9 protein-coding genes are annotated in these 11,973 nt (G+C 62.4%); 3 read left to right on the top strand and 6 right to left on the bottom strand.

Annotated features, from left to right (window positions below; all coding sequences use genetic code 11):
• Positions 1-150: 150 nt before the first annotated feature.
• The 4 genes from V1471_RS07340 to V1471_RS07355 are packed head-to-tail and all read right to left on the bottom strand — an operon-like array spanning position 151 to position 3,869.
• Positions 151-1,296: an ABC transporter permease gene (locus tag V1471_RS07340; protein WP_434287694.1), complete on the bottom strand. Its 1,146-nt coding sequence runs from the start codon at positions 1,294-1,296 to the stop codon at positions 151-153.
• A complete protein-coding gene (locus V1471_RS07345) occupies positions 1,293-2,234 on the bottom strand; it encodes an ABC transporter ATP-binding protein (RefSeq protein ID WP_434287695.1) in 942 nt (313 codons plus the stop codon). The genes V1471_RS07340 and V1471_RS07345 overlap by 4 nt, the downstream gene beginning before the upstream one ends.
• Positions 2,231-3,193, bottom strand: coding sequence for an HlyD family secretion protein (locus tag V1471_RS07350; RefSeq protein ID WP_434287696.1), 963 nt, complete (start codon positions 3,191-3,193; stop codon positions 2,231-2,233). Before V1471_RS07350 ends, V1471_RS07345 begins: the two co-directional genes overlap by 4 nt.
• On the bottom strand, positions 3,186-3,869 hold the full coding sequence (locus V1471_RS07355) for a TetR/AcrR family transcriptional regulator (RefSeq protein WP_434287697.1): 684 nt from the start codon (positions 3,867-3,869) through the stop codon (positions 3,186-3,188). The genes V1471_RS07350 and V1471_RS07355 overlap by 8 nt, the downstream gene beginning before the upstream one ends.
• Positions 3,870-4,154: 285 nt before the next feature.
• On the opposite strand from V1471_RS07355, the gene V1471_RS07360 reads away from it, so the two are divergent.
• From V1471_RS07360 to V1471_RS07370, 3 genes are all read left to right on the top strand, one after another.
• A complete protein-coding gene (locus tag V1471_RS07360) occupies positions 4,155-5,822 on the top strand; it encodes an NAD(P)-binding protein (protein WP_434287698.1) in 1,668 nt (555 codons plus the stop codon).
• The gene (gene nifJ, locus V1471_RS07365; protein ID WP_434287699.1) at positions 5,815-9,450 is read left to right on the top strand and encodes a pyruvate:ferredoxin (flavodoxin) oxidoreductase; all 3,636 of its coding nucleotides are present in this window, start codon (positions 5,815-5,817) and stop codon (positions 9,448-9,450) included. Before V1471_RS07360 ends, nifJ begins: the two co-directional genes overlap by 8 nt.
• A 205-nt stretch (positions 9,451-9,655) precedes the next feature.
• Entirely contained in the window at positions 9,656-10,327 is a 672-nt protein-coding gene (locus V1471_RS07370) for a L,D-transpeptidase (RefSeq protein WP_434287700.1), read from the top strand.
• A gap of 94 nt (positions 10,328-10,421) precedes the next feature.
• On the opposite strand, the gene V1471_RS07375 is transcribed toward V1471_RS07370, so the two are convergent.
• Both V1471_RS07375 and V1471_RS07380 read right to left on the bottom strand, forming a co-directional pair.
• Positions 10,422-10,703 carry a hypothetical protein gene (locus tag V1471_RS07375; protein WP_434287701.1) on the bottom strand — a complete coding sequence of 94 codons (282 nt, stop codon included), beginning with the start codon at positions 10,701-10,703 and terminating at the stop codon, positions 10,422-10,424.
• 156 nt (positions 10,704-10,859) lie between these two features.
• Positions 10,860-11,813: a 2-hydroxyacid dehydrogenase gene (locus tag V1471_RS07380; RefSeq protein ID WP_434287702.1), complete on the bottom strand. Its 954-nt coding sequence runs from the start codon at positions 11,811-11,813 to the stop codon at positions 10,860-10,862.
• Positions 11,814-11,973: the final 160 nt, after the last annotated feature.

Genomic DNA, 11,973 nt, shown 5'->3' on the forward strand with positions numbered 1-11,973 from the left:
AGGTCTTCCGATCCGCGTGATCTGATGTCACGCACTCCCGGAATAACTGACTTCTTTGGTCGGACAAGTCAATCCTGATTGTTTTGATAGGAATATGAAACTTCCGTGACCCAGTCAGAAAACCCCGCCCGGACCACGCATTTTCCCTGATCAATCAAGGGATTGCCGATAGCGCTTGAGGGCAATCGTCACCACGACCACCAAAATCACCGCAATTCCGAACATATCCGTCGCCACCTCGGCAAAGCCCGCGCCTTTGAGCATCACCTTGCGCACCAGCCGCAGGAAATGCGTCGCGGGAATCGCCGTGCCGATGGCCTGCGCCCAGCCGGGCATGGCCGCAAAGGGGAACATGAAGCCGGACAAAAGCACGGTCGGCAGGATAGTGAAAAACGACAGTTGCATCGCCTGCATCTGGGTCCGCGCCAGTGTCGAGACCAGAAATCCAATGGCGAGATTGGCGATGATATAAAGGTTGAACCCCAGAAAGAAGGTCAGGAACGAGCCGGAAAACGGCACATCGAACAGCGCGCGGGCGGCCAGAAGAAACACCATCGTCTGGACGTATCCCACCAGAACATAAGGTAAAATCTTTCCCAGCATCACCTCGGAGGCCAAAACCGGCGTGGCGATCAGGCTTTCCATCGTGCCCTTCTCGCTCTCCCGCACAATGGCCACCGCCGTGATCAGAACCATCGTCATCGCAAGGATCACGGCCAGAAGGCCCGGCACGATATTGGTCGAGGTCTGCTGCTCCGGATTATAAGCCCGATGCACGATCAGATCGAAGGGCGCGTCGCTCTTGGCCTGCGACGACAGCGCCCCCGTCAGGCTCTGCGCCATCGCCGTTTCCATCACCCCATTCATCGCCCCGATTGCGCCGGAGGCCGCCACCGGATCAGAGGCATCGACGGTCAACAAAAGCTCGGGCGTCAGCCCCCGGACCATGTCGCGTTCGAATTGCGGCGGCACGGTCAGAACGACCGAGGCCGTGCCGTTTTTCAACGCCTCTGCGCCCTCGGCCTCCGAGGTCACGATGCCGATGAAATCGAAATAATCCGACGTGTCCATCGCCGCCGTCAGGCTGCGCACCATCGGGCTTTCGTCGGCCACCTCGACCAGGGTCGGCAGATTGTGCGGGTCGGTGTCGATGGCATAGCCGAAGAGCAAAAGCTGCATCACCGGAATGCCGATCATCATGCCAAAGGTCACACGGTCGCGCTTCATCTGGATGAATTCTTTCACCAGAACCCCCAGAAAGCGCGCGAAGGAAAACATATCGCCCTTGCGTTTCATCCCGCCGCCTCCGCCCCGAAATTATCCTTGGCCCCGGCCATCAGATAGATGAACGCTTCCTCAAGCCCCGCCTTTTTCTCCACCCATCCATGGCTGCCGCGGGCGCGCTCCCGCTCCGCCAGCGCCAAAAGGGCGTCGCGATCCGTGCCGGAGACATGCAGCTCCGCACCGAACCGGATCACCTGCCCCGCGCTGTCCTCGGCTTCCAATCGGTCCTCCAAAGCCGTCAGATCCGGCCCGGTGACGACGAAAGTCGACAGGCCGATCTGGCCCGGGATCTCCGCCGCCGCCCCGTCGATCAGCTTTTTGCCATAGGCGATATAGGCGATGTGATCGCATTGCACCGCCTCGTCCATGTAATGGGTCGACACCAGGACCGTGACACCACGCGCCGCCAACCGTCGGATTTCATCCCAGAAATCGCGCCGCGCCTTCGGGTCTACCCCCGCCGTCGGCTCATCGAGCAACAACAGGTCCGGGTTGTGGATCATACAGGCCGCAAGTGCGAGCCGCTGTTTCCAACCGCCCGAGAGCGTGCCCGCGAGTTGCCCCGCCCGCCCCTCAAGCCCGAGATCGCGCACCGCCTCGGCCACAATCGCCTTGCGCCCTTTCATCCCGAACATCCGCGCCACGAAATCGAGATTTTCGGCGATGGTCAGGTCCTCGTAGAGCGAGAATTTCTGCGTCATATAGCCGACGCGCTTCTTGATCTCCCGGCTCTCGCCGATGATGTCGAGCCCGAGGCAGGTCCCCTCGCCCCCGTCCGGCGTCAAAAGCCCGCACATCATGCGGATCGTCGTGGTCTTGCCCGAGCCGTTCGGGCCCAGAAAGCCATAGATCGTGCCTTTCCTGACCTCCATATCGAACCCGTCCACGACCTTGCGATCCCCGAAAATCTTGGTCAGCCCTTTGACCGATATGGCCAGTTCGCCATTCATGGCTGTACCGCATCCCGCGCATCGACCGTCACCGGCTGACCGGGCAAAACCCCGTCCGGGTCCATCACCTCCGCCTCGACCCGATAGACCAGACGGCCACGCTCATCGCTCGTGTAGAGGATCGGCGGCGTGTATTGCGGGTCGGAGGCCAGCCGCGTGATCTTCGCCGTCAAATCCGCCGCGCAGCCTTCGCAGGAGATGCCCACGATGCCCCCCGGCGCAAGGTCCGCGCGCTCCGATTCCGGCACGAAAAACAGCGCCGTCATCCGGTCCGGCGGCAGGATCGACACCACCGGCGTGCCCGCGCTTGCGACCTCGCCGATCTCATAAAACACCTTTTCCACCTGTCCCGTCACCGGCGCGTAAACCTTGCGGTCGTCCAAATCCGAGCGCGCCAGATCGACCTGCGCCCCGGCCGCCGCAACACCGGCCTCCGCTGCGCGCCGCTCGGCATCGCGGGCCGGAAGCTCCGCCACCGTCAACTGCGCCTGCAACTGCGCCACCGAGGCCCGCGCCTCATCCAAGGCCGCCTGCAAATCATCGACACCGGCCTGTGTCGTCGCCCCCCGCGCGAGCAGCGCCTCACCGCGCTCCAGCCGGGTTTTCGCAATATCCTCGGCCACCCGCGCCTGATCGAGCGAGGCCTTTGTGACCGCGATCTCCGCCTCGCGCGAGCCGGTCGAGAGATTGTCGAGCGTCGCCTGAGCCTCCGCCAACTGCGCCTCTGCGGTGCGCAAGGCCGCCCGATATTGCTCGCTTTCCAGCGAAAACAGCAACGCCCCCTTGGCCACCTGATCGCCCGTCGTCACACCGATCTCTTCGATCCGCCCGCCCGAGGCCGGGGCGGCATAGGTAAATTCGCCCTCAATATAGCCGTCGTAGACATGTGCGGGCGGCGGGTTGAACCCCGGGTAGATCGCCGCAATGACGGATACGAACCAGCTCGGAAGATCAGCCATGAGGGGCCTCCTGTTCGGTTGCGGGAGCGAGCCCCGCGAAGAAAATGCTCAGATGGGTGTCGAGAAGCCGGGCGATGCCGATGTCCTCCGCCGTCGCGCCTTCGGGCCAGATGCCAAATACATCGGCCAAAAGCACATGCATCAGCACCGGCCCCAAGAGGCTGCGCACCGCCATCTCCGGATCGACCGCCCGGATATGCCCGCCCGCCACGCCTTGGCGAAACAGCGCCGTCAGCGCAGGCACGACCCGCCCGATCACCCGCTCGCGGTACATCTGCGCCAGCTGCGGGTGGTTCACCGCCTCGCGCACCACAAGTTTCGGAACGGCAATGACCCGCGCCTCCGTCAGGCGCGCCGTAAAAAGCGGCACGAAGCGCTGCAAAAGCACACGCGGATCGCCCTTGAATGCCTCGATCTGGGCCACGACCTCCCCCACCAGATGACCGACCGCGCGGTCGACCAGGTTTTCGATCACCGCGTCTTTCGACGGAAAATAGAGATACAGCGCCCCTTTCGAGACCCCCGCCCGGCGCGCGATCTGTTCGACCGTGGTGCGATCGAACCCCTGTTCGGTAAAGAGATCGAGGGCGGCGTCCAAAAGCTCGTCCGGCCGCGCCTCTTTGCGACGGCGGAATTTCGGGGGGGCCTCGCCCGTCTGGTCTGCATGATCCGACATGATCCGGCCTTTCCCGAGTCGCGGTCACAATAAATAACTGACCAGTCATTTATTTATTTTCATCACAAAAGTAAAGTCCGAACCCATTCCCCGCCCGTCACGCAAGTTTCATGCGCAACGCCTAAAAGATGCCCATCCGATGCGACATTTCGTTTCAAAGAAAACATCTCAAAAATCATAGCGTTGCGTGTTGCCCCCAACCCATGCAAGGCTTGATATATATCAACGCCCAAAGCCCGGATCGCAGCAATTCTGCCGCCTGCCAAGCAACACGAAGGCCAAGCCATGACCCAGAACGCCGAGAAAAAACCCGGCACCAAACGCGCCGATTTCACCCCGCTCGTTGGCCAGACCAAGACCACAGGCACCGGCCCGATCCGCAGCCAGATCCCGACCTATGTGACGCTCACGCCGCCCTGCGCGGCGGCCTGTCCGGCGGGCGAGAATATCCGCGAATGGCTGGCCGAGGCGACCGCCGGGAACTACCGCGAAGCCTGGGAGATCCTCACCGCGCAGAACCCGATGCCCGCCGTGCATGGCCGTGTCTGCTACCACCCCTGCGAGAGCGGTTGTAACCGGGGCGAGGTCGATGCTTCCGTGTCGATCCATGCGGTCGAGCGGTTTCTGGGCGATATGGCCAATGAAAAAGGCTGGCAATTCAAGGCGGTGAACCCGCCCTCGGGCAAAAAGGTCTTGGTTGTGGGTGCGGGCCCCTCGGGCCTCTCCTGCGCCTATCACCTTGCGCGGCTCGGTCACGCGGTGGAAATCCGCGAGGCCGGTCCGGTCGCGGGCGGCATGATGCATTTCGGCATTCCCGCCTACCGGATGCCCCGCGAAGAGCTGGCGCAAGATGTGGCCCGGATCGAGGCGCTTGGCGTTAAAATCACGCTGAACCATAAGGTCACCGACCTGATGGCCGAGAAATCCGAAGGCAGTTTCGATGCCGTCTATCTCGCCATCGGCGCGGGCGCGGGCAAACATGTCGACATCCCTGCCAAGGAAGCCTCGAAAATCCTCGACGCCGTCAATCTCCTGTCCGACGCCTCGAAAGGCGAAGCGCCGCTTCTGGGCCGCCGCGTCGTGGTTTACGGCGGCGGCAATACCGCGATGGACGCTGCCCGCACCGCCAAACGTTTGGGGGCCACGGAAACCCTCATCGTCTATCGTCGCGACCGCGACCACATGCCGGCGCACCAGTTCGAGGCCGACGAGGCCATGGCCGAGGGCGTTAAAATCAAATGGCTCACCACGATCAAAGAGATCGACGGCGATGAGTTGAAGGTCGAGCGCATGGAGATCGGCGCGGATGGCAAAGCCCATCCGACCGGCGAATTCGAGACGCTGACCGCCGATGCGGTGGTCCTCGCTTTGGGTCAGGAAACCGACAGCACGTTTTTGAAATCCGTCCCCGGCCTGGCGTTTAGCTGGAACGGCACGGTCGAGGTCGGTGCAAACCGCATGACCGGATGCGACGGCGTGTTTGCGGGCGGCGACATGGTCCCCGATCAGCAAAGCGTCACCATCGCCACCGGCCACGGCAAACTCGCCGCCCGCCACATCGACGCCTGGCTCGATGGCCGCGCCTATGTCGCCTCTGAGCCGCCGGCGCTCGTCACTGCCGACATGCTGCACCTGCCGGTCTACTCCGATGTGGACCCGAAAGAACAGGCCGCCCTCGCCACCAGCAAACGTGAAGGCTTCGACGAGGTTCTGAGCGGCCTCTCCGAAAAAGAGGCCCGCTATGAGGCCTCGCGCTGCTATTCCTGCGGCTCCTGCTACGAATGCGACAATTGCTATGCTGCCTGCCCCGAAGACGCCATTGTCAAACTCGGCACCGGCAAAGGCTACGAGATCGACGCGGATGCCTGCACCGGCTGCCAGTCCTGTTTCGATCAATGCCCCTGCCATGCGCTGGAGATGATTTCTGAGACCGCGGAGGCCTCCCATGCTTGACCATGACCATATCACACCCCCGTCGAACGAGACCCGCGAAGCGACCCACAGCCATGCCACCATGGATGGCAACGCCGCCGTGGCCCATATCGCCTATCGGGTGAACGAGGTCTGCTCGATCTACCCGATCACGCCCTCCTCCCCCATGGCGGAGCTCGCCGATGACTGGACCGCGCAAGGCGTGCGCAACATCTGGGGCGACATTCCGGTCATTCAGGAGATGCAATCCGAGGGCGGTGCGGCAGGCACCGTTCACGGTTCCCTGCAAGCGGGCGCTTTGACCACGACCTTCACCGCCTCGCAGGGCCTCATGCTGATGCTGCCCAATATGTTCAAGATCGCAGGCGAGTTGACGCCGACGGTCTTCCACGTTGCGGCGCGCTCTCTGGCGACGCACGCGCTCTCGATCTTCGGCGACCATGCCGATGTGATGGCCGCGCGTTCCACCGGTTTCGCCATGCTCGCCGCCTCTTCCGTTCAGGAAGCCCATGACATGGCGCTCGTGGCCCATGCCGCGACGCTCAAAGCGCGCATTCCCTTCATCCATTTCTTCGACGGCTTCCGCACCTCGCACGAGGTCAACACGCTCGATCTCATCCCGGACAGCCAAATCCGCGCCATGATCGACGACGATCTGGTGCGCGCGCATCGCAAACGCGCGCTTTCGCCCGAGAACCCGTTCATCCGTGGCACCGCCCAGAACCCCGACGTGTTCTTCCAGTCGCGCGAAGCCGCCAACCCGTTTTACGCCGCCGTGCCGGACATCGTCGACAGCGAGATGCTCAAGCTCGGCCAGATGACCGGGCGCAAATATCGCCCCTTCGACTATACGGGCGCGCCGGATGCGACCCGCGTGGTGATCGCCATGGGGTCGGGCACCGATGTGATCCGCGCCACGGTGGAGGATTTGGTCGCCAAAGGTGAGAAAATCGGCATGATCGCGGTGCGGCTCTACCGGCCTTTCTCCGCGAAACACCTGTTTGCCGTCCTGCCCGACACGGTGGAGAAAATCGCCGTTCTGGACCGCTCGAAAGAGCCGGGCACCACGGGCGAGCCTTTGTATCTCGATGTGGTGTCGGCGCTGGCCGAAGCCGTCGCGACCGGCACGCGGGCCACCATGCCGCGCGTGATCGGCGGGCGATATGGCCTGTCGTCCAAGGACTTTACGCCCGCGCAGGTCAAAGCCGTGTTCGACAACCTGTCGAAAGATAAGCCGAAAACCAATTTCACCGTCGGCATCCATGATGACGTCTCCTTCACCTCCTTGAAGGTCGATCCGACTTATGACATCGAGAAAGACAACGTGGTGCGCGCGGTGTTCTACGGCCTCGGCGCCGACGGCACGGTCGGGGCCAACAAGAACTCGGTCAAGATCATCGCCGCCGAACCGGATCACTATGCGCAGGGCTATTTCGTCTACGACAGCCACAAATCCGGTGCCGTGACCGAAAGCCATCTGCGGTTCGGCCCCGAACCGATCGAGGCGCCCTATCTGATCGCCTCCGCCAATTTCGTCGCCTGTCACCAGTTCCATTTCCTGATGAAAATGGACGTGCTGAAACTGGCGAAACCCGGCGCGACCTTCCTGCTCAATTCGCCCTACGGTGCGGAGGCCACCTGGGATCGTCTGCCGCGTTCGGTGCAGCAGGTCATCATCGACAAGGGCCTGAAACTCTACACAATCGACGCCACCACGGCGGCGCGCGAACTGGGCCTTGGCGGGCGCACCAACACGATCCTTCAGACCTGTTTCTTTGCGCTCTCGGGCGTGTTGCCGCGCGAGGAAGCCATCGCGAAAATCAAATACGCGATTGAAAAGACCTATGCGAAAAAAGGCCGCGAGGTGGTGGAGAAAAACTTCGCCGCCGTCGATGGCGCGCTGGCCGGGTTGCACGAAATCCCCGTGCCCAAAGCCGCCACCAGCGTGATCGAACGCCCCGCGCTCGTCCCCGAGGACGCGCCCACATTCGTGCGCGATGTGACCGCGAAAATGATGGAAGGCATCGGCGACAACATCCCCGTCTCTGCCCTGCCGGTCGATGGCACCTTCCCCTCCGGCACCGCCGCTTGGGAAAAACGCAATGTCGCCGACGAGGTGCCGGTCTGGATCGCCGACGAATGCATCCAATGCGGCCAATGTTCCTTCGTCTGCCCGCATTCCGTCATCCGCGCGAAGTACTTCGACGAAGAGTTGCTGGCGGGTGCGCCCGAAGGCTTCAAATCCGCCCCGGTCAACGCCCGCGGCTACCCGGACGCCGAATTCGCGCTTGAGTTCTACCTCGAAGACTGCACCGGCTGCGGCCTCTGCGTCGAGGCCTGCCCGGCAATTTCCGAGGATGATCCGAGCCACAAAGCGATCAACCTGCATCTCAAAGAGGATCTGCCCGAGCGCGAGCGCGAAAACATCGCCTTCTTCGAGAGCCTGCCGGTCAACGACCGTTCCCGCGTCGATTTCGCCAATGTGCGCGGCGTTCAGTTCCTCGAACCGCTGTTCGAATTCCCCGGTGCCTGCGCGGGCTGTGGCGAGACGCCTTATGTCAAACTCCTCAGCCAGCTTTTCGGTGACCGGCTCATGGTGGCCAACGCCACCGGCTGTTCCTCGATCTACGGCGGCAACCTTCCGGTGACGCCATGGACCGTCAACGCTGAGGGGCGCGGCCCGGCCTGGGCCAACTCGCTCTTTGAGGACAACGCCGAGTTTGGCCTCGGTTTCCGTCTGGCCGCCGACAAGCAAACCGCTCTGGCGCAGGACATTCTCAAACGTCTCGCCCCCGATGTGGGCCAGGAGCTTGTCGATGCGATCCTCACCGCCACGCAGGTGCGCGAATCCGAGATTCGCACCCAGCGCGAGCGTGTCGGCCTTTTGAAAACCAAACTCCTTGCGCTGCCGCGTTCGGAAGACATCGAGCACCTTCTGTCGCTCTCTGACCATCTCGTCAAACGCGCGATCTGGCTCGTCGGCGGCGACGGCTGGGCCTATGACATCGGCTATGGCGGGCTCGATCACGTCCTCGCTTCGGGCCGCAACGTCAACATCCTCGTAATGGACACCGAAGTGTACTCGAACACCGGCGGTCAGGCCTCCAAAGCCACGCCTCTGGGCGCCATCGCCAAATTCGCCGCCGCCGGCAAGCGCACCAACCGCAAGGACATGGCGCTGCAAGCCATCGCTTACGGCAATGTCTATGTGGCGCAGGTCGCTCTGGGCGCCAACCCGCAGCAAACGCTGCGTGCCTTCCGCGAGGCCGAAGCCTGGGACGGCCCCTCGATCATCCTTGCCTATTCGCATTGCATCGCCCATGGCATCGACATGCGCAAAGGTCTGAACCAACAGCAAAAAGCGGTGAAATCCGGCTATTGGCCTCTGCTGCGCTACGATCCGGCGCTGCATGGATCGGGCACGCCCCCCTTCATGCTCGACAGTCCGCGCCCGACTTTGCCGTTCAAAGACTACGCCTACGGCGAGCTGCGCTATCGCCAGCTCACGCAATCCCGACCCGAAGAAGCCGCCGAGCTTCTGGAAATGGCGCAGCATGGCATTCTCGACAAATACCGCACCTACGAGGAATTTGCCGAGATGGAAAAAGGCCCGGACCCGAGCCGGGTGATGGGCACGGGATCGTTTTGAAAATCTTGCCCCCGGCTTTAAAAACCGGGGGCAAATCTTTGAAACAGGTGATTTCTAAGCCGATTGCATCCCACAGGCCACGCTGCCCCACACTTTCCCGATACATTCCCCGGAACAACTTGCGTTTTCGCGGGTTTCCCCTAGGTATGGGCAGATGCGGAATGCTGCCCTTCCGCCAAAGACATGTCTTAAAAAGGACCCTGCCATGTTGACACGCCGCCATTTCATCCAGACCTCCACCGCGCTGTTTTCTGCAACCGCGCTCGGAACCGTGGCGGCGACGCCCGCGATGGCGGCTGGAAAGGCCGACTGGGAGAGCTGGGACGCGCAGGTGACACCCGCCGGGTTCGATCTCGAAACCACCAACCCCTGGGGGCTTCACACCCGCTTCCTGCCGCGCCGGGTCGAGGCGAAATCCGGTCTGACGCCGGGCGACATCCATGTCGATGCCGTGGCGCGCTATCTCTACCTCGTCGAAGAGGGCGGCACTGCGATGCGCTATGGCGTGGCCATCGGGCGCGACGGGCTTTACACGCCGGGGACCTATACGATCAAACGCAAGGCGAAATGGCCGACCTGGACGCCGACCGCCAACATGATCAAGCGCGAGCCGGAGATTTATGCGCAATACGCAAACGGTATGGAGCCGGGGCCGCGCAACGCACTCGGCTCGCGCGCGCTGTACCTCTATGTCGGCAATCGCGACACCTACCTGCGCATCCACGGCACGCCCTACCCGCGTTCCATCGGCACGCGGGCCAGCTCCGGCTGTGTGCGCATGGTCATGGCCCATGTCATCGACCTATACGAGCGCGTCGACACCGGATCTGTGGCACATCTTTACCCGGCCGAACATTACGTGACGGCGACGAGCTGATTGTCAGCGTCACGGCCCGACAACAAAAGAGGCGGTGGAGAACTCCACCGCCTTTTCTTTATGTACGAGGCATTTCAGCCCTGAGCCAACCAGATCACATCGCCGTCTCAAGCGTCTCCGGAGCCTGCGCACAGATCACGCGGCCATCCTCGGCGCGCAGCGGCAGCATCGTGTTCTCGACCGGGCCTTCATGCGAATACCAATAGCAGCCATCCGCCGGGTTGAGTTGCACGGCGGAGAGATTCTGATAGGGCGCGGCCAGCGCGATCACAGCCTCCGGCACCTCCGTCAAAAATCCGTCCGCCGTCGTTTTCGGCATCGGCGTCGCGCAGCCCGCCAAGGCCAAAAGCCCGCCAAGCACCAGAAGATGTTTCATCCGATCTGTTCCTTTCGTGATCGTCATACCCGGTCTTACCCCTTATGTTTTATATGTTTTGCCTGTTCTGTTGCCCCAGTCAAACCTCTTCCCTCGCCCCACCTCATGGTCCGGGAAAACGGTCGGAAGCGTTGCCGTCAAGCCGCGCCCTCAGGATCAATTCACCGCAGAGGGAAAAGGTTCCCCGTCAAAATAGGCTTTGAGATTGGCGCATTGCGCAATCGACATGTCACGACGGGTTTCCACCGTCGAGGAGGCCTGATGCGGTTGCAACAAAACATTCGGGAGCGCGATCAGACGTGCATCGACATTGGGCTCGTTGTAAAACACATCGAGCCCCGCCCCCGCAATCCGGCCCGCCTCCAGCGCTTCGATCAAGGCCTCCTCATCGAGACAGGTGCCGCGCGCGATGTTGATCACCACGCCACGCGGTCCGAGGGCGTCAATCGCCGCGCGGGACAGGTAGCCCTTGGTCGTCTCACCGCCGACGACCGCCACGACCATCCATTCGACGGCCTTCGCCAGCGACACCACATCCTCGCCATGGTAGGTCCAGCCCTCGGGCGTGTCTTTTTCGCTGCGCGAGGTGTAATGTACCTGCATGCCAAAGCCCGCGCACCGATCCGCAATGGCGCGCCCGATCCGGCCCATGCCCGCGATGCCCACGGTGGCACCGGACATCTTGCGATTGAGCGGCAATTCCTTGCCAGAGGCCCATGTCCCCCCCCGCACCCAGGCATCGCCCCGCACGATCTCACGCGACCACGCCAGCATCATTGCCAGCGCCAGATCGGCCACATCCTCGTTGAGCACATCCGGTGTGTTGGTCACAGTGATACCCCGTGCGGTCGCCGCCGCCACGTCGATCTTGTCATAGCCCACACCGAATTGCGCAATCACCTTGAGGTTCGGAAACAGGTCCATCGTCGCCCCGTCGATCGGCTTGTGCCCCTTGTTGGCAATCGCCCGGATCGCCAGACGCTCCGCCTCCGGCATGGCCGCGCGCGCCTCGGGCGTCCCGGCCAGAACAGCGGGTCCCACCGCCTTGATCCGGGCTGTTTCATCCTCGGAAAAATAAGGCGCGGTGATCAGAATCTCGGGAAATGTCATGGGGCAGCCTTTCTATCCTCAGGCGCAACCGCGCCAGTTGCATTTTTCCTAAGCGATCCCGACGCCCATGAAAACCGATGCCGACAGGCAGAGCGAAAAAACCGGCCGAAAACACCTCTCCGGGGGCAAAAAACCGCATTTCTTTGTCCGAAGTCAAATT

The sequence above is a fragment of the Celeribacter sp. SCSIO 80788 genome (assembly GCF_051054295.1).
Classification (GTDB): domain Bacteria; phylum Pseudomonadota; class Alphaproteobacteria; order Rhodobacterales; family Rhodobacteraceae; genus Celeribacter.